Here is a 26,036-nt window from a genome sequence, read left to right as displayed (position 1 = left end):
AGGGTTAGGTTTTACTTTTCCTTTGTCTCCTTGTCCTTCACATAGATGTTGTTCACATAGACATTCACAGCAGAGACCTTCAGTCCTGTGATGGTCTCGACAGTCTCCTTTACGTTGACCTGTGCCTTCTGCACAACCTCTGGGATCTTATAGCCGTATTCAATGCTTACCACCATATCTATAATGGCATCGCGTTCTCCCACAGTCACCTTTACTCCTTTAGTCACATTCCTCTTCCCAGTGACCACCTGAGTAATGCCTCCCGTCAGTGTAGGATGTAGACCTTGAATACCTTGAATTTCACTGGCAGCGATTCCTGCTATTACACCAACTACATCTTCTGATATCTTAACCACACCGTGACCCTGGGTTTTATTCGTATTTTCACTCATTGTTTATCCTCCTCGATACTGTAGGTCTATTTGGAATAATTATACCAAATTGGCCTTTTATAAGCAATTGAATACCTAAATAACAACTTTTTCTTAAGGGATGATTCATGCAGCAGCTCCTGGGTCAGAAATCTTTTTCAATGAAAAAGTCTCCTTGCAAAAGAAGGAGACTTTTTAGTGATCTTTAGACTTCTTCAATCATCTGCTTTACAGATGAGAATGCGAAGTCAGCATTTATGGAACTTGCTTCATAGTCCTTTTCTTTCGTCTCACCTGAGAAGACAAGCACAGAAGTGATTCCTGCATTGATCCCTGTCTGAATGTCGGTATAAAGACGATCTCCAACCATGGCCATTCCCTTTTTGTCCAGGCCATACTTGTAGGCGATGCTATCTACAACTTCCTTATTGGGTTTTCCAATGACTTTCGGCTTTCTACCTGTGGAAGCTTCAATCATGGCAGCCATTGCTCCTGCATCAGGCATGAATGCCTCGTTAGGCAATGGACAATTGAAGTCTGGATGTGTGGCGATGTATTCGACACCTGCGGCGATATACTCGCAGGCTCCCCAGATTTTTTCATAGGTGAGCGTTGTGTCAAATCCCAGAACCACAAAATCAACTTCTCTTCCACGTTCTTTCACCAGCTGAAATCCCTCTCTTTCAAACTCCTCCTCAAGAGCAGGTGTACCCAGCAGATAGATCCGAGCTCCTTCATGGTCACGCTTCAGATATCTGGTGGTCGCTTCTCCTGATGTGAAGATCTCTTCAGCAGCGGCATCAATGCCCAGCTTCCTCAGCTTCTCCACATAGATGAGTTTGTTCTTGGAAGAATTGTTGGTAAGAAAAATATATCTCTTGCCCTTCTTCTTCAATGTATCAAGAAAATCCAGTGCTCCATCGATCAGTTCATTGCCAAGGAATATGGTTCCATCCATATCCAGCAAGAACGTATCTTTTTCATTTAAAATACTCAAAACAATACTCCTTTATGGTCAACTGAAGATATTGTATGTAAACAGCGCAATTCCTTCAGAGTAAGTGACAAGCAGTAGTACGACCATCAGAGCCACAATAAACGGCCATACTTCCTTGATGAAATCTTCCAGCTTGACATTTACAATGGAGCAGACCGTAAACATCATGGATCCGAACGGTGGCGTCAGACCTCCGATCATGATATTCACGATGAAGATCATACCGAAATGGAGCGGATCGATGCCAAATGAAACAACTGCTGGTACAAGCAGTGGTGCAAGAATAACCAGCGCAGCGCCACCTTCAAGGAACATTCCGATGAAGAGGAGCAGTGCATTGATGACCAGAAGCAGCACAATCGGACTGTCTGTCATGTTCATGAGGAACTCCGTGATGATCTGCGGAATCTGTTCCAGTGTCAGGTAGTACCCGAACACCTTTGCACTTGCGATGATGGACATGACGGCTCCAGTACCCTTCACCGTATCCATGAAGATCATTGGAATATGCTTCGGTTTCAGCTCCTTGTATACAAAGAATCCGATGACAACTGAGAATAGAACGGCTATCGCTCCTGCCTCAGTAGGTGTGAATAAACCGAAACGCATACCCATGATGATACCGAATGGGATAAACAGTGCCCAGATGGACTTGATGAACTGTCTGAAGATTTCTCCCACATTGGCGATCCGGTCTCTGGAAGGTGTGTAGTTTCTTTTCAGTGATATGATGTGCACCGTAATCATAAGCATGATGGCCATGAGTATACCAGGCATATAGGCTGCCAGGAACATGTCCCCTACGGCTACATTGGCAATCAGTGCATACAGGATCAGATTGGTTCCTGGTGGTATGACTGGGCTGATGGCTGAGGAAGCAGCAGTGATCGCTGCTGAAAATGGCTTGGAGAAACCTTTCTTAACCATTTCAGGCACCAGAATCTTGGACTGCATGGCTGCATCCGCATTGGCGGAACCTGAAATACCACCCATGAGCGCACTGAGCAGTACGTTAACCTGTGCAAGTCCACCCTTGGTATGACCTACCAGTACATCTGCAAAGTCCATGAGCGCTCCAGAAATACCGGAGTGATTCATGACGGACCCCACCATGATGAAGAATGGCACCGCCAGATATGGGAAGGATTCAACAGAAGTGACAAACTGCTGTATGACCATTTCCATAGGCATGGAATTGTTCAGGAAAATAAAGTAAAACAGTGATGATCCCATCAGCGCAAAGGCTACAGGAATGTTCATGAAGAACAGTATAAAGAGGACCAGTACCGGCAATAAAGATTCCATTAATCATCCACCCCCTGGTCTTCCGGATTACCGATTTCAAGGCTTACATCCTTCTTCAGAAACACCTTTCTGATGCTCTGTATGAAGAAGTAAACAGAATAGATGGTAATCAGTGCAAATGAAATGACAATTGCGATATAAATATATTTATAAGAAACCTCCAGTGCGGCGGTGATCTTAGTGGAATTTCTAAAATAAAGATAGCTTAAATAAAGCATTCCTCCTGAAAGGACTGTAACAACACCGGAAGTCAGCATAAGTACCAGAGGCTGATGCTTATCTGGCACCAGGTTGGTTAGCACCTCTACTCCGATGAGACCTTTTGTCTTGTATGCATTGGCAAAGCCCAGAAAAATAACCCAGACGAAGGCACCTACGGCTATTTCTTCAGACCAGTTGTAAGTAAAGCTCAGGAAATATCTGGTGAACACATTTACAATAACCAGCACTGTCGTGACGGCAAGAAATGCTGCACCGATATATAGTTCAAAGTTCACAAAAAACTTTTTCCATTTATCTTTCATCTCGTCCTCCTCTTTTCTTGAAAACAAAATTTCTTTTGTTCAGATTTTTCACATAAAAGTCAGTGTAATTTTCAATAGCATTCCCCTTCAATAGAAGTGGAATGCTATTGTCAATCAGATTAAAATATTACTGTGCAGCCTTGATCTTCTCAAGTTCTTCAAGAATTCTTTCGTAGATTCCAGGTGTCCACTGTGGGAACTTGGTATATACAGGCTCTGCAGCCTTCAGGAACGCTTCTGCATCCACTTCGTGGAAGTTTACGCCTTCTGCCTTTAAAAGATCCGCAAACTCTTCTTCCGCCTTGATGGTTTCATCCAGATTGTCCTGCATGCCCTTTTCAAATTCTTCGGAGATGATTGTCTGCTGCTCTTCTGTAAGTTCAGCCCATAGATCATCGGAGATGACTACTGCTGATACACCAAGAAGATGGTTTGTTAAGGAATATTCCTTGACGTTCTCATACTGCTGTGTTCCGTAGTAGGTCATGATGGAACCTTCAACACCGTCGATAACACCCTGCTGGATTGCAGCGTAGGTATCAGGATAAGGCATGGATACAGGGTTTCCGCCCATGGCTTCGATGGTGTATGTATACAGCTGACTCGTAGGAACGCGTATGTTCAGTCCATTCATGTCATCAGGTGTCTTGATGGGCTGCTTTGTCATCATGCTTCTGAATCCGAATACCCAGTCCAGTGAAAGCACTTTTACACCATGATCTGCTTCAATCTTGGCATTCAGTTCTTCTACCAGAGGAGTCTTGGTCATAGCAAGATATTCATCAAAAGTAGTATACAGGAATGGTCCTGTAACGGCGTTGTAGTCTGGTACATAGTCTCCCAGGAAGTTTACACCGTCAACCAGAATCCAGTCGGATCCTTTGACGATCTGCTCCATACCATCTTTACCGATCGGAAGAGTTCCGCCTGTGAAAAGTTTCAGTTCCAGTGAACCGTTGCTTCTCTCGTTTACAGCCTCGACAACTTTTTTAAGTGAGATTGCTGTCTGTTCGTCATCTACGAACTTTGTGCTGATTGTGATTTCCTTGGTTTCTGCTGCTGGAGTTTCTGCTCCTGGTGTTTCAGCTGGGGCCTTGCTTCCACATGCTACGATGGAAGTCGCCATTAAAACAGTTGCTAGCAGCATTGCTATTTTTTTCATGAAGTGTCCCCCTTCAAAATATATTAATAATTTTTCGCAAACAAAAATGCAGAGACGTATCTAATGAGAAGCTGCTTCGATATCGTAGAGAATTACACGCACAGCGCTCATTAACATAATCTCTGTATTTTTTCTAGCTAATTTATGTTAACACAATGTTATTTTCTTGTAAAGGTTTAAATGAAATTGTTTTCTGTCTAAAATCAGATGATTTTCGCAATCAATTCAAGCACAAGCATTTATGACTTTGTTAATATTACGCACAAGATACGAAAAAGGGAACCCGGTTGGCCCAGATTCCCTTCAGCTGAAAAATTATACTCTTTCCATGTAGTCGCCGGTACGCGTATCCACTCTTATGGAGTCTCCTTCATTGATGAAGAAAGGAACCATAACCACCGCACCTGTTTCAACAGTGGCAGGCTTCAGTGCATTTGTTGCAGTATTTCCTTTGACTCCAGGCTCTGTCTCAGTGACCTGAAGCTCTACGAAGTTTGGTGCTTCCACGGAGAACGCCTCCCCTTTGTAGAACTTAATCACTGCAAAGTTGTTTTCCTTCAGGAACTTGATTGCCTCTTCCACTTTTTCGTAATTCAGTGGAATCTGCTCGAAGGTCTCCTGATCCATGAAGTAGTAGAGCTCACCATCATTGTACAGATACTGCATTTCTTTTCTTTCAATGACAGCTTCCATCAGTTTGGTAGTAGGATTGAATGTGGTTTCTGTTGTACCACCCAGGATCACATTTCTAAGCTTTGTTCTTACAAATGCTGCACCCTTGCCAGGCTTTACATGTAGAAAGTCAAGTACCACATATACATTGCCTTCGTGTTCAAATGTTGTTCCTTTTCTTAAATCACTTGCTGAAATCATTTTTATACCTCCAAATTTCCCCAATAAATATTATACGCCGGATATACTCCAGCGGTTCTAAAACAGAAGGCAGGGGGTTTTATAAAAGGTTTTCCTTCTGTCGTCACAAATTAAAGTTTCTCGTAATTAACCAATGATATTTTAACAGATTGCCATGAGTTTGGCAATAAATATTGATTCGCATCACATCATAGCCTTTCAGGATTTTCATCAGGAAGCAGTTCACTTATGGCTCTTATGACATTCGCGATATTTTCGTTGATTTCTTCTTCTCCCGTGACAACAATCTGCGCTTTTTCATATACTTCAGCTCTTTTTTCGAGGAGGATCGAAAGAGACGGAAGACTTGCGGAAAGTGGTCTTACACGATCCTTTTTCAGCCGTTTCCAGAGGATTTCAGGAGGATACTTCAAATATACAGTGATGGATTTTTCATTCATGAGAACCATATTGCTGCTGAAGACAGGAAATCCCCCGCCGGTGGAGATGACTAGATTCTCCTTGTTCAGCAGACTCATCAGAAGTTCATGTTCAAGTGAACGCAGTTTCTCTTCCCCATGAACGAGAATGATTTCCTCCGGAGTCATTCCTTCATTATCTGTGATTTCCTCATCCGTGTCGAAATGCTCTCGATGAAGCATTTCAGCCAACCTTTTGCCAAGGGTGCTTTTCCCGCTTCCAGGCATACCTACCAAAAAGATGTTCTTCAACTCTATACTCCTTTATTGACTAATACGATCTGATCTGCATCTTCCGTCACAAGAACCGACCTGTAATAGTTTATTCTTCGGTCCAGAACGGAAATCATATGCACGTCCACTCTATTATAACTGGAATCATAGGAAAGAGTGAAGTCTTTATATACGATCTTTCTTCCTGTCTTGAGAAACTCCATCAGAAGATCGGGGGATTCATAGATTGAATTCAGATAGGATTCCATACCTTCAAGTTCCATCAGGAAATCATTCACCCTGACATCCATGGAATAAATCCCATCCTCAATATATATGTGACTCCTGAACAGTCTGTAGTTCCTGACAAGAATCGTACTGCACAGAACAAGGACCATCATAGCGTATAGCATACCCCCTCTTCTACTTCCCAACCTTAAAACTCCTCTCATAGGTAACGTCGGAGAAAATCAGCTTAATGATCAGCACTTCCCCCATGACATTCATCTGCACATCCATGACATCATGACAGAGCACCTGAATTGTGCTGCCAAACTGATATACGAGACGCTGATCCCTTTGCCTCAGTATGATTTCGTTTCCCGCTATATAATCACTTTTTCGGATCTTAAGCTCATTTCCGTTCAAAGCGAATGATTCCGTATGCGTGTAGAAGTCGGCTTTCAGCACTTCAAAAGCCCGATAGGCGTAATCCGTATGCTTGAGAAACGTAATGTTCTCTTTGTAATCGATGATGATCCTGCTGTAGAGCCTCGTAAATACGCTCATGAGAAAAACAGAAAGGACTATATACATCATCATCTCCACCATGAACCTACCCCTCCTACTTCCATATTTCATACTGCACTCTCTTCTTTCCTGAATAGTAGCCTGTTAGCTGAATATGGTCTTCCCTGTCCGTAATCTCAATATACCTGTCCTCATCGTGTGATTCTCTGATGATATACTCATTGAAGCTTCCGTACCCCCTGTCCTGATCCAGTGACAGCCCCCCTGTGTCAAGAAGCAGATAGTATGCTTCAACGGTGTAATCAAACTGAAGCATCTGCTCCAGTTCTTGCCTCCTGAATCTCATATCTGAAGCTTCCTTCGTCAGGACAAGAAAACAGAACAGGACCATCATCACAGCCCCTCCAAAAAAAATATTCATAAACCCCTTTCTTCTCATGGTCTTATCATTCAACATAACGCACTCCCACTTTATCAGTTCTTCGGTTTCCGGATATCCATAGTCAGAGTTCCTACCTGAATTGTAATGAAAGATTCCAGTTCACCCTCCCTGTAGAAATAGATGCTTCCTCTAGGAGCTTTCCCATTGATCTCGTACTTAAAGCTCGTACCTGTTTTGAATCTGGGATTGTATACTGAATCATACAATACCCTTACATTCTCATCTATTCTGCTTCTTTTTGTCACAGTCAGTCTATGATTGGAATGCACCAGAGTCTGCTCATTGACTTTTATCTGATTGAAGCTCATCTTCTCTGCCGCTCCTCTCATTTCCTCATTCAGAAGACCTAATAGAATTACCGGAGACTCTTCGGCACTGCTCTTATATTTCAGCGGCGTCTGAGTTGCCGTCATCAAGAGTAAGACACCTGCGAGAAATATGGCGACCATTCCTTCGAACAGAAGATTCCCCCTACAGACTCTCATAGGCACCAAGCATCGGTATCATGATCATATAGGCGACCGAAAACACGAGCAATCCCATGATCACGATGGCAGCCGGTTCAATAAGTGCCGTCTTTCTCTTGAGATAATCCTTGAAATAGAGCTTTCTGAGATTCACAAAAGATGCAAATGCTTCGGAATAATTGCCTGTTTCTTCGGCCATGGTGAGATAACTGAGAAGGCCTGGAGAAAAATCTCCATACTGAAACGCTTCTTTCAGACCTGCACCATTCTGAATCCTGGTTAGAAGGTCATCACAGGGATACCCTTCCTCTCTCAGAATGCGAAAACTCTCCATAAGATCCAGCCCGCCCTCTGACAGTAGTGACAGCTCTTCAATGAAAATCATCTCTTCGTAACGGGAAGACTGAGATCCTAACACCAGCCTGAATATCAGCTCTTTTTCTTTCACCATTTTCACCAGATGGCAGATCAGGACTGCTGTAAGGGCAATAACAACATAAACCGGAATTTCTCGCGAAATGGAGTATATGAATCCTAAAAAACTGTTTTCCGCGCCAAGCTCCTGGAGCATTTCATACAGCGGTGGCACGATGAAATAAACCGCACAAACAAGAAACACATACGCTGTCACAAGAAGCATCAGCGGATAGATCAGAAGGGTCCTGATTTTGCTGTTCAGCTCTCTCTGGTCTTTCAGGGAAGTGTGAATAGACTGAAATGCCCCTGCCAGATTCCCTGTTTCCTCTGCAAGCCTGATCAGACTGATTTCACGACTGCTGAACAGATCCACTTCTTCCATCGCTTCGGACAGCTGCATGCCCGCCAGAATACATTCTCTCAGTCTTCTGTCGCTGTCCTCATCTGAGATCAGCAGCACTTCTGTCAGGCCAATCCCATTCAATAGATAACTCCCTTTTTCCCGGAAAAACATCTCACTGTTAAACCTGCTTCTTCTCCCTGATACGTACTGAATCAGTTCTGAAATCTTCCGCAAAATCCAATGTCGCATACAGTTTTCTTCCCCCTTCACTTTTACGCAGTTTCTGATTCATGACAAGAGATATTGTCATATCAAGATATTCTTGTCTGATTCCGAAATCCGTCATTCTCTGCAGGACACTTTTGTATTTCTGAGCATGAATGGTGGTTAGGACTTTGTGTCCTGTGAGCGCTGCTTTGATGAGCGCACTGGCAGTCTCTTTATTCCGGATTTCTCCGATGCAGATATAATCCGGATCCTGCCTCAGTGCTGCGAATATGGCTTTCTCGTATCCGAATCCTGAAATCTCATTGATCTGGCTCTGAATGATTCCTTCCACTTCTCTTTCCACCGGATCTTCAATGGAGATGATTTTCTGATTCAGATCTCTCAGTGCCATCATAAGTGCATACATTGTCGTGCTTTTGCCCATGCCTGTCTCTCCAGATATGATATGAATCCCTGTGCTGTTTCTGACATGACCAATCAGCGCATGGGCTGTTTCATGATTCAGTCCCAGTTCTTCCAGAGGAATCAGCTCTCTTGGAAAGAGTCTCAGCACCATGGATTCACCCTGCAGTGAACGAAGCGTACTTACTCTTATGTTGAGTCCACCTGTTCTCAGCACCCCATCCTGGGGCATTCTTTTCTCAGATATGTTCATCTGAGCCATGGCTTTTGCTTTCTGCAGCAGAATCTGATAATTATGGCTATCCAGATCACTGTAAAATTCCAGTTCTCCTCTCTTTCTCATGAGAATTCTTACATTTCTTTCGTCAGGAATGAAATGGATATCAGACGCATCAGTTTCCATTCCATCGGCTATAATCTCTTCCATATTCATCTTCATAACCCCTTTTCATACCAGTATTATGCTCTTTCAGAATTTGCTTATACATTATTTGGTGAGAACACTGAAAATAAGTTATAATTAGTATTGATTGCAAATCAATTATGCAAGGAAGGACAACAAGGAGGAAACACGGATGTAATCCGTGAGAAAAGAAGATGGCATTAGATGGTTTATTTTTTACAAACATCACCAATGAACTCAAAGAAGATCTCACAGGAGCCAAAGTAAACAAGATCTCTCAGCCTGAGAGTGATACAATCATTTTAAGTATGAGAGGTGTAAGCGGGAACAGGAAACTGCTGCTTACATCAAACAGCTCCTACGCCAGAATACATTTTACAGATCTTCCAAAAGAGAACCCCATGCAAGCGCCTTTGTTTCTCATGGTACTAAGGAAACATCTCGTAGGATCAAAATTAATCGAGATCAACCAGGTAGATGGTGACAGACTCATCAACCTTCATTTTGTAGGCTATGACGAGTTCGGTTACGACCAGGCATTTACCCTTTCCATCGAAATGATGGGAAAACATTCGAATATCATCCTCGTCAGGGATCAGGAAGGAACCATAGTGGACTGCATCAAGCATGTCTCCTCATTGAAAAACTCTTATCGTTCCCTGCTTCCGGGAAAATCGTACGTCGCTCCACCTAAAAGCAATAAGCTTGATCCGCTTCACTTTTCCGATGGGGAATTTCATCAGGTTTCAGCGACTAAGGATTTCAACGAAGACTTCTTCAGCAGCGTATTTGCAGGGGTGTCCAGACGGACTTCCCATTTTATCCACAGCATCTATCAGAATGAAGATCCGCTGGTTTTCTCAAGAGAAATTCTGAAGAAACTCGCAGAAAGCGAAAAGTTCTATATTCTTACAAATGAAAAAGGTTTTGAAGACGTGACCAGCTACCCCTTTAAGGAAACGTATCTGGAATTCGATTCTCCATCCCTGGCTCTGGAAACTTTTGTTCATGAAAAAGATGCGAAAGATAGAATCAAATCAAAAACCTCTGACTTACAGAAGATACTGAACAATAATCTGCAGAGAGTAAGAAAGAAGATTGAGGTACTGGACAAATCCATAGAAGACTCTATGGACAAGGAGAAGTTCAAATTGAGAGGTGAGATCCTCTCGGCAAATGTGTACGCTTTGAAAGATGGTATGGAGAAAGCGACACTACTGAACTACTACACAAACGAAGATATCGAAATCAGACTCAACCCTTCTAAGACCATAAGCCAGAATATTGAGATGTATTACAACAAGTACAACAAGAAAAAACGTGCAGAGGTCATGGCCAAAGGGCAGAAAATACTAGCCCTGGAAGAGGAGGATTATCTTACCTCCATTCTGCTCTCTCTGGAAAATCTGGAGAACGAAAACGAAATCCAGGAAATACGAAAAGAGCTCATGGTGGCAGGATACCTCAGATTCAGAAAATCAGGCAATAAGAAGGACAAGGCATCAAAGCCCTTGCACTTCAGATCCACTGAGGGAATCGATATTTATGTGGGGAAAAACAATACCCAGAATGATTACCTCACCACAAAATTCGCTAATAGACACGATACATGGCTCCATACCAAAGATATTCCAGGTTCCCATGTCATAATCAGAAGTGATCATTTTAATGACGAAACATTATTGGAGGCGGCAAATCTTGCTGCTTATTTCAGCAAAGCCTCTAAATCCACCAAGGTTCCTGTTGACTATACCCTGGTGAAGCATGTTAAAAAGCCAAACGGCGCAAAGCCTGGTATGGTGATCTATTCCACAAACAAGACCTTATATGTGGATCCGGAGGCTCCTAGAATCCCTAGACAAGAATAGGTTATGAGGAGTAAAGACATGACTAAGGTTAATAAAAAGGACAGAACGGACTCTGAACGAAAAAAAATCACGAATTACGCTGTGAGAGTGCTTAATGGAATGGCTCAGGGACTCTTTGCATCTCTGCTCATCGGGCTCATCATAAAGCAGCTCGGCACGCTGCTCAATATTGAAGTGCTGATTCTCTTCGGCAGTATGGCGCAGTCCCTCATGGGCCCTGCCATAGGAGCCGCTGTAGCCTACAGTGTCGGTGCACCTCCACTGGGCATATTCGCATCTGTAATAGTAGGTGCCATCGGTGCAGGTACATTCACCTCCGTAGATGGAGCCATGGTTGCACGAATCGGCGAGCCTGTAGGTGCACTCATTGCATCCCTTGTTTCCGCTGAACTGACAAAATTTCTCAGCGGGAAGACCAAAATCGAAATTGTTCTTCTTCCCCTTGCCGCGATTGTAGCAGGTGGTCTCGTAGGATACTACATTTCCCCGTTTATTGCAGCCTTTATGACATTCCTAGGCAGCCTGATCAATCGGGCAACTGAGCTTCAGCCGATTCCCATGGGGATCATCGTCTCCACATCCATGGGGATGGTGCTGACACTACCCATCAGTTCGGCTGCACTATCTGTATCTCTGGGACTTTCAGGAATCGCTGCAGGTGCTTCTACAGTAGGCTGCGCCACACAGATGGTCGGTTTCGCAGTGGCTTCCTTCCGGGAAAACGGATTCGGAGGACTTGTTTCTCAGGGAATCGGAACATCCATGCTCCAGATTTCGAATATCATCAAGAATCCGAAAATATGGATCCCACCAACTATGGCTTCTGCCATCCTTGGCCCTATAGCAAGTGCCGTATTCAAAATGGAAGGCTCAAAACTCGGCGCCGGAATGGGGACATCTGGACTGGTAGGTCAATTCGATGCTGTCAGTGTCATGGGATCTTCAACTGAAACAATTTTACTCATTATCCTCATGCATGTCATCCTGCCCGCAATTCTTACCCTCATCATTTCTGAAATCATGAGAAAGAAAGGCCATATCAAGTTCGGTGACATGAAACTCTAAAGCCAAAAAGGACTGAAGAACTTCTAATGAAGTTTTTCAGTCCTTTTTCGCTTCAGCCGTCCCCGTCTTCCTTCGTTGTCACCTTCGACTTGTCTGCTGAAGTCTGTTTCCTTCTTTATCAAATCTTTTTCTCAGGGCTTTTTCCGTAAGCGGAATCACCATCAGCATGGATGCCATCTGAAGATAGAAAAGAATCAGCATGTATGATTCAAAATTCTCGGAATTTTTAAGAAGCAATATCAGAAGCATAGAAGCTGCTGTAACTGTGATTCCTGTTCTGACCCATACCTCTCCCGCATACCGGTGTGCAAAATACCAGGTTTCCGCATTGACGCTTGACATTCTTGTTCTATATCCGAAAAGCGCATTGATTTCCTTTGGCGGTTTCTTCAGAAAAACAGTTCCGAAGATCATCATCGTGGAAGTGAGCAGCAGTGTCATGAACAGAGAAAAAACAACCATGCAAAATTCCTCCTTACAGGAAGTTCTTCTTGAGAAGCGTATCCATCGTCTCCTGGTTCATGGCCAGGAGCGTTTCAAATGCTAAGGAAACAGCTGACTCCACATCCTCCAGCGCTGCGTAGGAATAGTGGGTATGAACATATCTGGAAGGAATGCCTAAAACCAGAACCGGTATCGCTTTATGCCCTAGATGAATCTTTCCTGCGTTGGTTCCTCCACCTCTTCTTACGGCACTCTGGTATCTGATCTTCTTCTCCTCGCCGATTTTCTGCGCCAGATGGATAAATCCCGCATGACTCACATAACTCTGGTCCATATGTCTGATCTGTACACCTTTCTTGAGCACTCCTTGCGCACTGTATTCATCATAATACATATCATCCGCCGGAGACCCTTCAAAAACAATGGCAAAATCAGGTTTCACCACCTCTGTTGTAACCTGCGCTCCTCTTGTTCCCACCTCTTCCTGGGCTGCCAATGCGCCGATGACATCAAAGGGCAGGTTCTGTCCATCCAGTTTCTTCATGGTCTCGATTACGGCAAGACATCCGATTCTGTTGTCAAAGGCCTTCCCGGACATCACACCGTTCCTGCCATTATGATGGAAGGATACATCGGGTACCACAGGATCGCCGGTCTGAATGCCGAAAAGCTCCACCACTTCTTCTCTGCTGGTGCACCCCACATCAATGCGAAGATTTTCCATATGAATTTTACCGCTTTCCTTCTCCTCCGCTGTCATGAAATGCGGCGGTTTTGAGACTACTATGCCTTTCACATATTCACCCTTTCTGTTCTTGATGATCATGCTATGGGCAGGAATATTTGTGGTGATCCATCCTCCCAGAGGAACGATGCTAAGAAGGCCTTTGGCATCTATGGTCTGCACCATGAAGCCCACCTCATCCAGGTGTGCATCCAGCATGATCACAGGCCGATCTCCCGTATTCCCTTTAAGGCTGATATAGACATTGTTCATAGCATCCATGGTCACCTTAAAGTCATCTGCATACTCCTTGACAACCCTTACCACATCTTCTTCGAATCCTCCCGGACCGAACGCATTGGATAATTGCTCCATCATTTTCATATCTGTCATTTCCATTCCCCCTCTCTACTACAGTTAAAACATTTCTATGGCATCATTTCATTCATCTTTTGAAAAAACTCTTCTGTCTTCTCCTCATCTCCAAGATTGAAGATCACCGGTTTCCCCTCCACTTCAAAATAGATGAATGGAGATACCGATGCATCCATGAACAGCTTCACCGACCCGTACTCCTCCATTCTGAAATGCCCTCTCAGCTTCGAACCGATGGCTGACCCATTGGTTCTCATCCTGATATCCGGAAGCTCCGAAAGCAAGGCAAGCCCTTCCATGGAAGCCCATTCATAGGCGTCTCCATACATCCCTTCAATTTCAATCCCCTGTTCATCCATGAGAACACTGGTGTCTCTTGAAGATGCGAACATCATGTACCCGACGAACAGGAATGTGCCACCTAATATGAGTAGTACCAGAAAAAGCTGTACTTTACTGCTCTTTTTCATCTGCCCATCCTCATCAAATACGTTGCGATCATATTTCTGTATTTTCCAGAGTAGAATCATCGTGGAGATCATCATGAAGACGATGGGTGGAATCAGACCAACCTTCACATCGAAGTAGCCCAGCCCCCCTGCAGCAAAGAAAACGGCAGCATTTGCATATCCATAGTAACCGATCAGTTTCGCTGTGGACTCCACATCCACGTTCTCCTGTTTCTCCCTGGAATAGGTGTTATAGCCCGAAATGAGGAAATGCAGCTTCGCCTTATGGACAAGGAGTCCCAGAATCAGCATGATTCCACCGAATATCACATAAAACACAATAGAGGCCTCCTTACTTGAAATACATGTATGTACTTATATTTATATTATTATAATACACCTTGCACTGATATGAATCCACATATCCGTTTAAAAAGCGGATCGGAGAATATCAAGTTTCTCCGGTCCGCTAATCCAGCAGCGCTTATAGTGACATTTCAAAGAGAGTTAAGGCAGCAGAGCAGCAATCACAAAAAATATGATCGATAAAACGATAGAAACTACTCCAATCTTCCAATAAAGCGCATTTTTCTCTTTCCTGTTTTTCGGCATTTTGTTCCCCCTACCTATTTTCATAATACCCTTTGACTAAATCAGCTGATTCCACTCATCTTCCCTGAACCCGATCAGAACAAGGTCATCCTTCAAAAGGACGGGTCTCTTCACCAGCATCGGATGTTGAGAAAGAAGTCTGAGAATCTCATCATCAGAATAACTTTTCACTTTTTCCTTCATCTCAAGATCTCTGTAGACAGTCCCGCTGGTATTGAGCAGTCTTTTGATCGGCAGACCGCTCTTTTCATGAATTTCTTTCAGTTCCTCATAACTCAGCTGCTCTTCCGTAATTTCTCTATAGTCGAACTCCAGATTATGCGCCATGAGAAATTTCTTCGCTTTGACACAGGTCCCGCATTTTCGGTAACAAACAATCTGCATTATATTCCTCCGTTCACTTTTATGGTGCTTCCCTTTCCAGGAATGGACTTCACTTCTATTTTCCCTGGTATACGATCCTTCAGCTCTGTCACATGGGAAATGATTCCCACGATTCGGCCAGACACATTCAGCTCCATGAGACTTTCAAGCGCATTGTCCAGGGAGTCCTGGTCCAATGAGCCAAACCCTTCATCGATGAATATGGTTTCCAGATTCACACTGCCCTTATGACTCTCTATGAAATCTGACAGACCCAGAGCTAACGAAAGTGATGCTTTGAAGCTCTCTCCGCCAGACAAGGACTGCACATCCCTTTCTCTACCAGTATACTCATCAAACACATCCAGGCCAAGCCCGATTTTCTCTCTCCTGTTCTCTGTTTCATTTCTTCTCTTGAGCTTATAGCGTCCTTCAGACATTTTTCTCAGTCTTTCATTCGCTCTTAGAAGAATCCCTTCGAAGTAGTAGGATTGAACAAAAGTTTCAAACCCCATGCCTAAATTCGCAGTATCATACAGGTCCTGAAGAACTGTGAGATTCTTCTGATTCAGAAGATAGCTTTCATGGATTTCGCCGAGCCTTACATGAGAACGCTTCAGGTTATAAACCAGAATCTCTTTTTCCTTATACTGCTGATTTTTCTCCTTCAGTTCCTTCATGGATTCATCAAGCCTGCTCTTCAAGGGGTCCACTTCCTTGAAACGCAGCGATTCGCCATGTTCACGGAGACTCTCGTATACCCCTTTCACTGCGTTGTATCCTTTAAAGAACGTAGTGATTTCCTCTTCAATGGAATCCGTATCCGGCACTTTATGTTTGTTCATCTCATAGGCATCTCTAGTCACATCCGCTTCCAGAAGACTTGTGAAAAACTGATCCTTTAAGGATTTCGCAGCCTCCAGAGAGGAAATCAGCGTCTGATTCAATGCACTTTCCTGTCCCCTGAGATTCTGATCCTGATTCTGACATTCCTCGAAATTCTTTTTCGCCTCATCCAGGCGTTTGCTGATTTCTTCAATGATCCTGTCGATTTCTTTGATCTGATGTATGAGACCCAGAGATTCCTTAGGCACACCATCCGTCATGAGAGACCTGATTTCCCCTTGAAGATCATGCAGTCTCGCGTTGTTCTCATCATAGACTTTCATGAGATCATCCATGACTGCCAGTTCTTTTCTGCAGAGCTCCGAACGAACCTGTATTCCATCGAGCTTTGTTGTGTACTTGTTGACGATGGTCATGTTTTCAGCGAGCTTGTTTTCCAGCCTTCTGTACTTTTCCTTCTCATCCCCTCCGACAATTCTCAGATCATCCACTTTGAAGATGCTGATTTCGCTTTCGTCTCCTAGCACTATGATTTCCTCAGCAAGATCCTCATAATGACGGATTCCGTTACGAATATCCGATTTTTTCTCCTGTAATGATTTTTCGAGCAACTTCTTCTTTTCTTCCAGCGTGCTGATGAGCTCCTCATCAAAACTCCTTGCCTCTTTTGTCGCAGAAGGGTGTTCATAAGAACCGCATACCGGACAGGGTTCATTGTCATGAAGCTGAGAGCGAAGAATATGGGCATAATTCTCATTTCTCTTTGCAAGCTCGTGCTCATAGGCATTTGTAGCCACTTCAATGTTTCTCGCGATGTTCTCTTCTTCTTTCCTGAAAAGCCTGATATTGGATTCTATTTCATCTCTTTTCTGCGCTTTGTTGAATAAAGTCACAAGTGTCTTCAGTCTTGAATTCGATTCCTGAAGCTTCAGTTTCAGCTCCATCTGCTTCACTTTCGCTTCCTGAAGTTCTCCGGATGCATCATGCTCCTCTTCCATATACCCTTTGAGCTCTGTCTCCTTCTTTCTGAGATGGCTTAACTTCTTCTCAATCTCCTGTCCTTTCAATCTCAGCTCATTCAGGGTTGCATGAGCTTCCCCCAGCCTTTTTGATCTGACAAGCAGATTCTGCAGTCTGTTTTTCTCTGTTTTCTTCTCGTCCAGTTCCTTGGCTTCTTCCGTGGCATCGTGGAGCGACTTTCTGCAACGGTCCATATAGCCGATGACCTTTTTCCTGTCCTCTTCCAGAACTTTCAGATCTGACTGAAGCTTTCTGATATCCTTCTCCTTATCCGCCAGCTGCTTTTCCGTATGCGTTATGGCTGATATTTTTCTCAGAAGCTTCAGCTCCTTGTCTTTCTCTTCATAAACTCTTTTCAGGCCTCTGTATCTGTCGTATTCGTCAGAAGCTTTCTGGAAAACGGCTAACTCACTATTATTTTTTTCAGAGTCGGCTATCTCTTTTTCAATCTCTTTGCCTTTCTTTTCGAGAACCTCAATTTCCTTCTCCAGATTCTCCGTCTCTTCTTCTGCTGCCTGAAGACTTTCAAGAAGAGCATCCGGTCCCATTTCGATGTCCTGACCTTCCATACCTGCTTCTTTGAGTATTTCATTGAACTTCAGAACAAGAGTCTTGTCGATGGATCTGGTGTCATCAAATTTCTCCTTGATCCGCCACTGAAGTCTTTCATACTGCTCCGTTGAAAACAGTTTTTTCAGAATTTCCGATTTATCCTTTGTTCCGGCAGTGAGAAATTCTCGGAACTCTCCCTGTGGTATCATGACGATTTTCTTGAACTGGTCCAGGTTCAGACCGATGATCCCTTCGATTTCCTGGTTGACTTCTTTTATTTTCACCAGCATCTTCTCCGGATCGCTTTCTCTGTAGAAGTAGGCTTTATTGACCCCCTTCGGCGTTTCAACACGTCTGACATGATACAGCTCTCCTTTGACTTCAAAGGAAAGAGAGACTTCCATATCCTCTTTGTCATCAGCCAGCTGGCTTCTGAAGCATTTCGCTTTGGTTCTGGTGGAACCGCTTCCCTCCCCGTAGAGCGCGTAGCAGATCGCATCGAAGATGGATGTTTTACCCGCCCCAGTGGGGCCTGTCACCAGAAAGATCTTATCCTCATATAAGGGTCTGAAGTCCACAGCTGTACTCTCCTTGAATCCCAGAAAGGACTTCATGGTTAAATCCAGTGGTTTCATAGCACACTTCCCCCTTCCACTTCTTCCACCAGTTCTCTGATGATATCAAGATTCGTCTCTTCGATTTCTCTGTCGTTTTTCAGTTTGTAGAAATCCCTGAAAAGCTTTGTCATGTCTTTCTTCTGTATGATGCTGTAGTCCGCATATTCGTTCAGGATTTCTTTCTGGTCCCGTTCTCTCTGGAGCTCCAGAATGTTCGGAAATTTTGTGCGAAGCCGCATCATCGGTTCCAGAATCTCCTCTTTATCCTTCAGAATCACCCTGATATAATCTTCATTATTCCCTTCATAATCCATGTTCATGATTTCATTGAAGGTTCCTTCGATGGTCACCACATCCTTGACCGGTTTCAGCGGCACCTCTTTGAGCGTCACGTTCCCTTTTTCATCCAGTTCGATGACCGTGATGCTTTTCTTATGATTTTCTTCGGAAAAGGAGTATTTCATAGGTGACCCTGCATACCTTATCTTGCCTTCCACGACCCATTGGGGCTTGTGAAGGTGCCCTAATGCGACATAATGGAACGGTTCAAAGACCGTTGTCCTGATGAAATCATGTCCGCCTACAGATATGATTCTCTCCGATTCACTCTCCGTCACTTCTTCCCTGCCTGATCCTGCCACAAACCCATGGTAGACAAGCACTTTCCGGTTCTGATTCTTCTTAATGCTCTCCTTGAAGATCCGTTCATAAACCAAAGTATCATCTCTGAAGCTTTCCAGCTCATAGATGGTTTTCAGGTTTGCTGTATCCCGATATGGAAAAAGATAGAATTCCACTGGTCCGAACGCATCTTTCAGGGTGATGCATCTTAGTGGCCTTCTCACATTATTTTCCACGGTGAGCCCTTTGTCTTCCAGAAGAGAACTTAAAAACCCTACCCGTTCATGAGAGTCATGATTTCCGGTAATCAGAATATTTCTCTTCCCAAGTCTTACAAGTTCAGTGAGAAACCAATCATTTACTTTCACCGCATCTTCTCTTGGGATCGATCTATCATAAATATCGCCGGCTATGACAACCACATCCGGCTCTTCCTGTCTGATGACTTCAATAATCTCTTTCAGCATTTTCTTCTGCTCCTCCAGAAGAGACATGCCGTTAAAGTACCTTCCTATGTGTAGATCCGCTACGTGAAGAATTTTCATCTATAATAGTGCTCCTTTCATTTCTTACCTTAAAGTTTAGCTGAAATATTTTGACAATACAACGCAATCCGATTCAAAATGTAGTAGAATATTCGTAGGGGGTGTACGTAATGCCAAAGAGAATCCGTATGAGTCTCAGGTTAGGTGATGAAAACAGAGAGTTTCCGATGACCTTTGTCCCAGCCCAGAAAAAACATCTTTACGCCATGGCGGAAGCCGTGCTTGATGCCTATCGGGATACCATCGATTACGAAGGGGAAGATCTGGAGCAGACACTCGACGAACTGAAACGTGTTTATAAAGGTTCTTATGGTCCTCTCATGGAGGAAGCCTCTTTTCTTCTCATGGAAGAAGATGTTGTAAGAGCAGGTGTGCTTGTCTGCCTCTATCGAGGTGAACCAACCATCACCTATACATTCACAAGGAAAACGGATCAGCGCCTTGGGTATGCTACGCTTTTAATCTCCAAATCAGCCTATGAGCTCTATAAGATGGGCTACCACTCCTTGTATCTCTACGTTACTGTCGAAAACAGCAGTGCAGTCAGATTATACGAGTCCCTGGGTTTTATCGAAGTCCCTCTGACTACTGTTACCGAAATTAATATTGACTGATTATCATAAAATGAAAAGGTGCCAGATTAACGTTTAATCTGACACCTTATTATATTGCATTTCTTCGTATTCTTACTCTGAAAAATAGCAGTTGTTCCCGGAAATGAACTGCACGGACAATCTGTGCATTGCTCTCGTCATTGCCACATAAAGAAGCTTCCCATCCAATGCGCTTCGCTCGAAGGAATCATTCAGATTTGCTGTGATGACTGCATCAAATTCCAGTCCCTTTGCAAGATGTGCGGGCAGCACTACAATTCTCTCTTCAAAGTGAGCCGCTTTTTCTTCAATGAGTCCTATGGCATATCTGTCATGCTCCATAAGCGCGCTATGAATCGCTTTGGCATCTTCACCTGATTTTGTTATGACGGCTATTGTGGTAAATTCCTCCTGAAGCCATGTATCAACAGTGGCAAGAATCCCTTCCACAAGGTTTGTCGCATCACTGTGCATGATGACCTCCGGTTTCTTGCCATGACGAACCACAGGGTTCGCCAGGGCCAGGTCTTTGATCGGAGCTTTCTTGAGCACCCCGTTTGCAGCGTTCATGATTTCTATGGTTGTACGATAGCTCTGAAGAAGAGTGAGGTAGTTCACTTCTTCTTTGAAAACCGATTGCTGAAGATAGGACCAGTCTTTGATCGCACGATACATATGGATCCCTTGAGAAAGATCCCCAAGAATCGTAAACCTGTCGGTATTGAGAATTTCTCTTAACACGAAAAACTGAAAATCGCTGAAATCCTGTGCCTCATCGATGACTGCATACTTCACTCTTGCAGATTTACTGATACCATACAGTTTATTGTGAAGGTAAGCAACAGGTGCCAGATCTTCCAGTTCCAGTTCTTTTTCAGCGATTCTGCTGATCCGATCTTCTACGATGAATCTTACGACCTCATTATCATCTGTGTATTTCTCTAATACAGATTCATCTGCCATGAGCCTGTTGTAGAAGAACAGAGCGTCCTGCCTGTCAATCCGTCTGATATAGTCCTTTACGGATTTTTTTCTGCTTTTATGGAGCATCCTGATCTTTTCATCTCTATCTGCAATCGCATTTTTCAGTTTTTTCTTCATGCTCTCCTGATCCATACCGGATTTTCTGATCCGATCCAATCTACGGTCATAGATGCGCTCTGCTTTTGCAATCATCTCATCTACCGCTTCTTTCACATAACGATCCAGATAACTGCTTAGCTGCTCGACTCTTCTATAGAAAGGGAGATAAGCGTAACTGTTTTTGAACATATCATGCAGGTATTCTTTCGTGAAGATCACTTCTTCGTTCACTTCAAAATCATCAGGCGGAATAAAGTGTTCTTCAATCCCGTTGACATAGTCTTCCAGAATGGACTTCATCTGCATGCTGTTTTTAAAGGCAGATGCTCTGATCGTGAGTTCCTCATCATAATTACCCAGATTTCCTTTTTCTATGAGAAGTCTAAGTTTACCATTCTGATCGGACAATGGGTATTTTTCACCGATGACATCCAGCATGAAATCAGTAAAAGTAGTCTGCCTCACATCTTCCGCACCAAGTTCAGGCAGTACACTTGAGATATAGTCCAGAAAAAGATTGTTCGGTGCAATGATGATGAAATCCTCTGGTTTGAAGGATTCAGAATAGGTGTAGATGAGATAGGCAATCCGATGTAGCGCTATGGTGGTCTTGCCGCTTCCGGCAACGCCCTGAACAATCAGCGGTTTGTGTATATCTGCTCTTATGATGTCATTCTGCTCGGACTGTATGGTTGACACGATATCCTTCAGCTTGTCACTTGCATGATTTTCAAGCGTCGCCTGCAGAAAAGTATCCGACATGGAAATATCCACATCCACGAAATGTTTCAGTTCTCCTTGTTCAATGGTGAACTGTCTCTTTCTGTAAAGGTCTATCTCATACTCCTGACCATAGGATTTATAGCGTGCTTTCCCTAGCCTTCCGTCATAATACACACTTGCTATAGGGGCTCTCCAGTCGACAACCAGTGGGGTATCCATGGATTCGTCAAAAAGGGAGATTTTACCGATGTAGATCTTTTCATCTCTGTCCTTGTCGGACTGCCTGATGTCCATACGGGCGAAATAAGGATGATCTTCCGATTTTTTCAGCATACCGAAGTTCTGTTCCAGACTGTCCAGAAGCTTCGTGTTAAGCAGAATACTCGCATAACTGAGACTGTTATCCATATCATCCAGTTCTGAAAAGGCCTCACGCATATCCTTCCTGTATTTCAGTCTTTTCTCCACCACTAAGGATATGATGCTGCGTATGTATTCTTTTGTTTCTTTCAGTCGCTGGATTTCCATATAATAATCTTCATGTTCTTTCATCGACATTTCACTCACCCTGTTTCCATTTTCCTGTCTTCAGTTCTCATTTCATTTTAACAGAATTTAGTATACCACAAGTACCCTATGCCTCCTACATTCTTCACATAATCGGACAAGGACAAATAATTACCGCACCATCGCAAAAATCTATACGTTTACACTATGGACTACCAGAATTTATCTGCTATAATAAAGTCATAAGAACACAATTTAAGAGATTGAATAATATAGGTTGCCAAGACAGCATCTTGGCACGAAGAGGGAAACAGGTAAAAGCCTGTGCGGTCCCGCCGCCGTAAGACTCTTAAGAGTTAGAATATCCACTGGAATCATTTTCTGGGAAGGAAAACTCTTTTACATAGTCAAGCCGGAAGACCTGCCTATATGATTTTGAGAATCTCCTCACGGGTCATGAGGTGTCAAAATGGATTTGAAGATTTTCTTCTATAGTCTATTGCAGCACCCAGAAATGGGTGCTTTTACTTTCCCCTTGTACACCTTTTCTCTTCGTTTATAATCTTTGATTGGTTCTTAAATAATCATCTGTACAAATTGTACAACAAGGAGGAAAAATGAACAAAAAAATTACTGCTGTCCTGGTGGTGCTGCTTCTGGCTGCAGGTGGATTTGGAATCTACCGACTGATGACACCCAAAGGTGAAGAAGGATCAAAGGAAGTTACAATCAATATCATTGTGGAAAGTGAAAGTATCGACTACAGAGAAACTTTCAGATCTGACGAACTCTATCTTGAAGGTCTTCTGAACGAACACAGCGATGAGCTTCAGCTCGTAACAGAAGAAACTCAATACGGTCCAATGTTAATGGGACTGAAAGGCTATAACGCTGATATAAGCAAAGAATTTTTCAGCATAAAGATCAATGGGGAAGATGCCATGGTCGGCATCAAGGAAATACCAGTAAACGATAAGGATGAATACACATTTGAAGTTACGGGATTCTAATTTCACCGTATGGGACATTGTTCTCATCCCGCTTCTCAGTGCCACATTAACAGCAGGTAAAATGGCGCTGGTATTCATCCCCAATGTTGAAATCGTCACACTGCTATTTATGGTCTACGCTTCTGTTTTCGGATTCAGGAAAACCTTCATCGTGGCACTGATATTTTCAACTACGGAAATCTTCTTCTACGGTGTTCAGACCTGGCTTCTTGCCTACTATCTGATCTGGCCTCTGCTGAGTTTTCTCGCAGTGCTCCTTCAGAAAGGCACCCATTCCGAGTGGCCTTATGCTGTTCTTGGAATGATCTTCGGCCTGGGCTTCGGACTGTTTTTTGCTGTGATTGAATCATTTTTCTATGGCATACCCTACGGAATCGTCTACTGGACTCGGGGAATCCCATTCGACCTGATTCATGGAGCATCTAATTTTGTGATCGTACTCTTTTTATATAATCCCATGTACAGTCTTCTGACAAGACTGAGAGACAAGTACGAACATAATCTCCGAGTAACCAGTTGAGCGTCAGAACATAAGAAAGAAAAGCACTGAGACAAGGAGTGATTCCATATCCCGGTGCTTTCCTTATATGTGCTTAAAGAGAGAAGTTTTGTATGGACTGGAGAAATATCCCTGTAAGGTGTACCATCCGTGTTGTCTTTCTCTTACTGTCATTCTACCATAATGTCAAATAAGAAAATCCCGAACTTCTTCGGGATTTTCTGTGTTTTTAGCATACTTTCCAAACTAAGGTACCATCTGAGGGACTGTCTTAAACGTATAGCCTCTGTCTTTCAGCGTCTGGATCATTTCAGGCAGTGCCTCGACAGTCTTCATATAAGCGATGTGCATCAGCACAATATCCTTGTCTGTAACCTTGCTAAGCACTCTGTCTATGATGTAATCTGCATCAACGGTGACATCGTTATGGGTCGTCGCCCAGTCTACGGTATCAATAGACCACATGACCGTGTATTTATATCCTTGCTCTCCTGCAACCTTCAGCACAGTGCTGTTATATTCACCAAAAGGCGGTCTGAACAGTGTTGGCGTGATTCCCAGCACGTTTCTGAATATGGCCGTGGAATCCGTAAACTCTTTTCTGATTTCCGCTTCCGTCATTTCATTCATGTGAGGATGTGTTAAGGAATGATTCTGAATGCTGTGTCCTCTCTTCAGGATCTCTTTCGCCAGTTCAGGATGATCGCTTACCCATAATGCTCTCAGGAAAAACGTTGCTTTTACGCCCTGCTGGTCCAGCATGTTGAGCAGCGGAATTGTTGTTGCAAATTCCCATCCTGCGTCAAATGTCAGTGCGATCTGCTTGGCTGATGCACTAACCAGTCCTCTTGTAATGACTGTAGAGGATGCCACAGCAGCTTCTTTCACCAGATATCCTGTATGAGCATACCCGATTTTACCTTGGTAATTTACCCTAGCCCAGTCACCAGAAACACTGAGTACTATGACTTCAGCTCCTGCCGGCATCACTGCGATGATGCTGTAGGTTACACCAGGTCCGCTTCTCAGGTTCAGCTCCTCCGTGGTGACTCGCACATCTGTGGATTCGGTAACCAGTCTGAGATAGCTTAAAGAAGCATACCCTTCACTGCCGCCATAGACGACTCTTGCCCATCCTGCGCTTGTGCTGAGCACCTTCACTTCTGCGCCCATCGGAATGACTCGGATGATGCTGTAACTGGTGGAAGGCCCCGTTCTCATATTAAGATAGGCGGTGGTCACCATGATGGTTTCTCCTGTGGATGGAAGCGTATCTTTCAGTTTGAGATAACTTAAGGATGCGTATCCTTCACTACCGCCGTAGACGACTCTTGCCCATCCGCTGCTTGTGCTGAGCACCTTCACCTCTGCTCCCATCGGAATCACTCGGATGATGCTGTAACTGATGGAAGGCCCCGTTCTCATATTGAGATTCGCAGTGGTCACCATGACGGTTTCTCCCGTAGAAGGCAGCGTGGATAGCGTTTTCAGATAGCTTAGGGATGCATATCCTTCACTGCCGCCATAAATGACTCTTGCCCATCCATTGCTTGTGCTGATCACCCTTACTTCTACACCGTTTGGAATCACTCTGATGATGCTGTAGCTGGTGGAAGGTCCCGTACGCATATTAAGATTTGCTGTCGTCACCATCGTTTGTGTGGTGACCTGTGTCATATATGCGGTATGTGCATATCCTTCTTTGCTTCCATATATTACTTTGGCCCAGCTTCCTGATACACTTAGAACGGTAACTCTTGTTCCTTTGGGCATCACGGCGATTACACTGTATTGTGTTCCAGGTCCGCTTCTGAGATTCAGATCTGCCGTTGTTACTCTGATATCATCTTCTGCGAACACTTCTATATAACTATTATTATTTATATCCCTACCTGACTTATTGAACATGGACACACCGGATAATGAGGAAAAAACGAAAACAACAAGTAAGACTGCTACTTTTTTCAAGGCGCTTTTCATTACTTTTCCCTCCTTGTCTTCAAAATAGGCATCGTACTTTATATATTTATTATACAATTCACGCAATTATCACAAGTATCAAATAAAACACAACTTCGTTAATAATCCGTTACATCCAGATTTCCATATAATTGTCATTTTACAGATCATATTCCTATCATGTGCAGATATAAACTCCATCAAGT

The 26,036-nt window shown here is 43.6% G+C and carries 26 protein-coding genes and 1 riboswitch; of the genes, 5 read left to right on the top strand and 21 right to left on the bottom strand.

Features of this window, described 5'->3' with window-relative positions:
- Positions 1–11: 11 nt before the first annotated feature.
- The 13 genes from ACHAL6_RS04335 to ACHAL6_RS04275 form a co-directional block, all read right to left on the bottom strand.
- Entirely contained in the window at positions 12–392 is a 381-nt protein-coding gene (locus ACHAL6_RS04335; RefSeq protein WP_395269017.1) for an Asp23/Gls24 family envelope stress response protein, read from the bottom strand.
- 184 nt (positions 393–576) lie between these two features.
- Complete coding sequence (locus tag ACHAL6_RS04330) at positions 577–1,368, bottom strand: HAD-IIA family hydrolase (protein ID WP_395269016.1); 792 nt, start codon at positions 1,366–1,368, stop codon at positions 577–579.
- 18 nt (positions 1,369–1,386) lie between these two features.
- Positions 1,387–2,673, bottom strand: a complete 1,287-nt coding sequence (locus ACHAL6_RS04325; protein ID WP_395269015.1) for a TRAP transporter large permease — start codon at positions 2,671–2,673, stop codon at positions 1,387–1,389.
- Entirely contained in the window at positions 2,673–3,197 is a 525-nt protein-coding gene (locus tag ACHAL6_RS04320; RefSeq protein WP_395269014.1) for a TRAP transporter small permease, read from the bottom strand. Before ACHAL6_RS04320 ends, ACHAL6_RS04325 begins: the two co-directional genes overlap by 1 nt.
- Before the next feature lie 127 nt (positions 3,198–3,324).
- Positions 3,325–4,359 carry a C4-dicarboxylate TRAP transporter substrate-binding protein gene (locus ACHAL6_RS04315; RefSeq protein WP_395269013.1) on the bottom strand — a complete coding sequence of 345 codons (1,035 nt, stop codon included), beginning with the start codon at positions 4,357–4,359 and terminating at the stop codon, positions 3,325–3,327.
- 315 nt (positions 4,360–4,674) lie between these two features.
- Positions 4,675–5,232, bottom strand: coding sequence for an elongation factor P (gene efp, locus ACHAL6_RS04310; protein WP_395269012.1), 558 nt, complete (start codon positions 5,230–5,232; stop codon positions 4,675–4,677).
- A gap of 188 nt (positions 5,233–5,420) precedes the next feature.
- On the bottom strand, positions 5,421–5,942 hold the full coding sequence (locus ACHAL6_RS04305; RefSeq protein ID WP_395269011.1) for a shikimate kinase: 522 nt from the start codon (positions 5,940–5,942) through the stop codon (positions 5,421–5,423).
- A gap of 2 nt (positions 5,943–5,944) precedes the next feature.
- A complete protein-coding gene (locus ACHAL6_RS04300) occupies positions 5,945–6,337 on the bottom strand; it encodes a hypothetical protein (protein WP_395269010.1) in 393 nt (130 codons plus the stop codon).
- Entirely contained in the window at positions 6,327–6,734 is a 408-nt protein-coding gene (locus tag ACHAL6_RS04295) for a hypothetical protein (RefSeq protein WP_395269009.1), read from the bottom strand. The genes ACHAL6_RS04300 and ACHAL6_RS04295 overlap by 11 nt, the downstream gene beginning before the upstream one ends.
- 13 nt (positions 6,735–6,747) lie before the next feature.
- Positions 6,748–7,074 (bottom strand): hypothetical protein, encoded by a 327-nt coding sequence (locus tag ACHAL6_RS04290; protein WP_395269008.1) that lies wholly within the window; start codon positions 7,072–7,074, stop codon positions 6,748–6,750.
- 53 nt (positions 7,075–7,127) lie between these two features.
- Complete coding sequence (locus tag ACHAL6_RS04285) at positions 7,128–7,511, bottom strand: hypothetical protein (RefSeq protein ID WP_395269007.1); 384 nt, start codon at positions 7,509–7,511, stop codon at positions 7,128–7,130.
- 55 nt (positions 7,512–7,566) lie between these two features.
- Positions 7,567–8,463, bottom strand: coding sequence for a type II secretion system F family protein (locus tag ACHAL6_RS04280; RefSeq protein WP_395269006.1), 897 nt, complete (start codon positions 8,461–8,463; stop codon positions 7,567–7,569).
- A 37-nt stretch (positions 8,464–8,500) separates the two neighbouring features.
- Positions 8,501–9,385, bottom strand: a complete 885-nt coding sequence (locus ACHAL6_RS04275) for an ATPase, T2SS/T4P/T4SS family (protein ID WP_395269005.1) — start codon at positions 9,383–9,385, stop codon at positions 8,501–8,503.
- A 164-nt stretch (positions 9,386–9,549) separates the two neighbouring features.
- Here ACHAL6_RS04275 and ACHAL6_RS04270 point away from each other — a divergent pair, with 164 nt between their 5' ends.
- Together ACHAL6_RS04270 and ACHAL6_RS04265 are read left to right on the top strand one after the other, a co-directional pair.
- The gene (locus tag ACHAL6_RS04270) at positions 9,550–11,223 is read left to right on the top strand and encodes an NFACT family protein (protein WP_395269004.1); all 1,674 of its coding nucleotides are present in this window, start codon (positions 9,550–9,552) and stop codon (positions 11,221–11,223) included.
- Between the two features lie 18 nt (positions 11,224–11,241).
- Positions 11,242–12,288 carry a PTS transporter subunit IIC gene (locus ACHAL6_RS04265; RefSeq protein WP_395269003.1) on the top strand — a complete coding sequence of 349 codons (1,047 nt, stop codon included), beginning with the start codon at positions 11,242–11,244 and terminating at the stop codon, positions 12,286–12,288.
- Between the two features lie 78 nt (positions 12,289–12,366).
- Here the strand turns inward: ACHAL6_RS04265 and ACHAL6_RS04260 are convergent, their stop codons facing one another.
- The 6 genes from ACHAL6_RS04260 to ACHAL6_RS04235 form a co-directional block, all read right to left on the bottom strand.
- Positions 12,367–12,750, bottom strand: coding sequence for an SdpI family protein (locus ACHAL6_RS04260; RefSeq protein ID WP_395269002.1), 384 nt, complete (start codon positions 12,748–12,750; stop codon positions 12,367–12,369).
- 13 nt (positions 12,751–12,763) lie between these two features.
- Positions 12,764–13,849: a M42 family metallopeptidase gene (locus ACHAL6_RS04255; RefSeq protein ID WP_395269001.1), complete on the bottom strand. Its 1,086-nt coding sequence runs from the start codon at positions 13,847–13,849 to the stop codon at positions 12,764–12,766.
- A gap of 35 nt (positions 13,850–13,884) precedes the next feature.
- Entirely contained in the window at positions 13,885–14,619 is a 735-nt protein-coding gene (locus ACHAL6_RS04250) for a DUF3784 domain-containing protein (RefSeq protein ID WP_395269000.1), read from the bottom strand.
- Between the two features lie 309 nt (positions 14,620–14,928).
- Entirely contained in the window at positions 14,929–15,276 is a 348-nt protein-coding gene (locus tag ACHAL6_RS04245) for a Spx/MgsR family RNA polymerase-binding regulatory protein (RefSeq protein ID WP_395268999.1), read from the bottom strand.
- The gene (locus tag ACHAL6_RS04240) at positions 15,276–18,308 is read right to left on the bottom strand and encodes an AAA family ATPase (protein WP_395268998.1); all 3,033 of its coding nucleotides are present in this window, start codon (positions 18,306–18,308) and stop codon (positions 15,276–15,278) included. The genes ACHAL6_RS04245 and ACHAL6_RS04240 overlap by 1 nt, the downstream gene beginning before the upstream one ends.
- Positions 18,305–19,456, bottom strand: coding sequence for an exonuclease SbcCD subunit D (locus ACHAL6_RS04235; protein WP_395268997.1), 1,152 nt, complete (start codon positions 19,454–19,456; stop codon positions 18,305–18,307). The genes ACHAL6_RS04240 and ACHAL6_RS04235 overlap by 4 nt, the downstream gene beginning before the upstream one ends.
- A gap of 110 nt (positions 19,457–19,566) precedes the next feature.
- Here ACHAL6_RS04235 and ACHAL6_RS04230 point away from each other — a divergent pair, with 110 nt between their 5' ends.
- Positions 19,567–20,070 carry a GNAT family N-acetyltransferase gene (locus ACHAL6_RS04230; protein WP_395268996.1) on the top strand — a complete coding sequence of 168 codons (504 nt, stop codon included), beginning with the start codon at positions 19,567–19,569 and terminating at the stop codon, positions 20,068–20,070.
- A 72-nt stretch (positions 20,071–20,142) separates the two neighbouring features.
- Here the strand turns inward: ACHAL6_RS04230 and helD are convergent, their stop codons facing one another.
- Positions 20,143–22,413, bottom strand: a complete 2,271-nt coding sequence (gene helD, locus ACHAL6_RS04225; protein WP_395268995.1) for an RNA polymerase recycling motor HelD — start codon at positions 22,411–22,413, stop codon at positions 20,143–20,145.
- 206 nt (positions 22,414–22,619) lie between these two features.
- A riboswitch (cobalamin riboswitch) is annotated at positions 22,620–22,806 on the top strand.
- 173 nt (positions 22,807–22,979) lie between these two features.
- Here helD and ACHAL6_RS04220 point away from each other — a divergent pair.
- On the top strand, positions 22,980–23,372 hold the full coding sequence (locus ACHAL6_RS04220) for a hypothetical protein (protein ID WP_395268994.1): 393 nt from the start codon (positions 22,980–22,982) through the stop codon (positions 23,370–23,372).
- Complete coding sequence (locus tag ACHAL6_RS04215) at positions 23,353–23,892, top strand: hypothetical protein (protein ID WP_395268993.1); 540 nt, start codon at positions 23,353–23,355, stop codon at positions 23,890–23,892. Before ACHAL6_RS04220 ends, ACHAL6_RS04215 begins: the two co-directional genes overlap by 20 nt.
- Before the next feature lie 225 nt (positions 23,893–24,117).
- Here the strand turns inward: ACHAL6_RS04215 and ACHAL6_RS04210 are convergent, their stop codons facing one another.
- Positions 24,118–25,851: an SH3 domain-containing protein gene (locus ACHAL6_RS04210; RefSeq protein WP_395268992.1), complete on the bottom strand. Its 1,734-nt coding sequence runs from the start codon at positions 25,849–25,851 to the stop codon at positions 24,118–24,120.
- Between the last annotated feature and the right edge of the window lie 185 nt (positions 25,852–26,036).

The organism is Proteiniclasticum sp. C24MP (assembly GCF_043951855.1).
GTDB lineage: Bacteria > Bacillota > Clostridia > Clostridiales > Clostridiaceae > Proteiniclasticum.
This window is presented reverse-complemented; position numbering and strand designations above follow the sequence as displayed.

Bases quoted from the DNA above. Each gene is read 5' to 3' on its own strand.
- ACHAL6_RS04335 (WP_395269017.1), bottom strand. From the start codon at position 392: ATGAGTGAAAATACGAATAAAACCCAGGGTCACGGTGTGGTTAAGATA.
- ACHAL6_RS04325 (WP_395269015.1), bottom strand. From the start codon at position 2,673: ATGGAATCTTTATTGCCGGTACTGGTCCTCTTTATACTGTTCTTCATG.
- ACHAL6_RS04320 (WP_395269014.1), bottom strand. From the start codon at position 3,197: ATGAAAGATAAATGGAAAAAGTTTTTTGTGAACTTTGAACTATATATC.
- ACHAL6_RS04315 (WP_395269013.1), bottom strand. From the start codon at position 4,359: ATGAAAAAAATAGCAATGCTGCTAGCAACTGTTTTAATGGCGACTTCC.
- efp (WP_395269012.1), bottom strand. From the start codon at position 5,232: ATGATTTCAGCAAGTGATTTAAGAAAAGGAACAACATTTGAACACGAA.
- ACHAL6_RS04295 (WP_395269009.1), bottom strand. From the start codon at position 6,734: ATGGTGGAGATGATGATGTATATAGTCCTTTCTGTTTTTCTCATGAGC.
- ACHAL6_RS04290 (WP_395269008.1), bottom strand. From the start codon at position 7,074: ATGAATATTTTTTTTGGAGGGGCTGTGATGATGGTCCTGTTCTGTTTT.
- ACHAL6_RS04275 (WP_395269005.1), bottom strand. From the start codon at position 9,385: ATGAATATGGAAGAGATTATAGCCGATGGAATGGAAACTGATGCGTCT.
- ACHAL6_RS04270 (WP_395269004.1), top strand. From the start codon at position 9,550: ATGGCATTAGATGGTTTATTTTTTACAAACATCACCAATGAACTCAAA.
- ACHAL6_RS04265 (WP_395269003.1), top strand. From the start codon at position 11,242: ATGACTAAGGTTAATAAAAAGGACAGAACGGACTCTGAACGAAAAAAA.
- ACHAL6_RS04260 (WP_395269002.1), bottom strand. From the start codon at position 12,750: ATGGTTGTTTTTTCTCTGTTCATGACACTGCTGCTCACTTCCACGATG.
- ACHAL6_RS04255 (WP_395269001.1), bottom strand. From the start codon at position 13,849: ATGACAGATATGAAAATGATGGAGCAATTATCCAATGCGTTCGGTCCG.
- ACHAL6_RS04245 (WP_395268999.1), bottom strand. From the start codon at position 15,276: ATGCAGATTGTTTGTTACCGAAAATGCGGGACCTGTGTCAAAGCGAAG.
- ACHAL6_RS04240 (WP_395268998.1), bottom strand. From the start codon at position 18,308: ATGAAACCACTGGATTTAACCATGAAGTCCTTTCTGGGATTCAAGGAG.
- ACHAL6_RS04235 (WP_395268997.1), bottom strand. From the start codon at position 19,456: ATGAAAATTCTTCACGTAGCGGATCTACACATAGGAAGGTACTTTAAC.
- ACHAL6_RS04230 (WP_395268996.1), top strand. From the start codon at position 19,567: ATGCCAAAGAGAATCCGTATGAGTCTCAGGTTAGGTGATGAAAACAGA.
- helD (WP_395268995.1), bottom strand. From the start codon at position 22,413: ATGTCGATGAAAGAACATGAAGATTATTATATGGAAATCCAGCGACTG.
- ACHAL6_RS04220 (WP_395268994.1), top strand. From the start codon at position 22,980: ATGAACAAAAAAATTACTGCTGTCCTGGTGGTGCTGCTTCTGGCTGCA.
- ACHAL6_RS04210 (WP_395268992.1), bottom strand. From the start codon at position 25,851: ATGAAAAGCGCCTTGAAAAAAGTAGCAGTCTTACTTGTTGTTTTCGTT.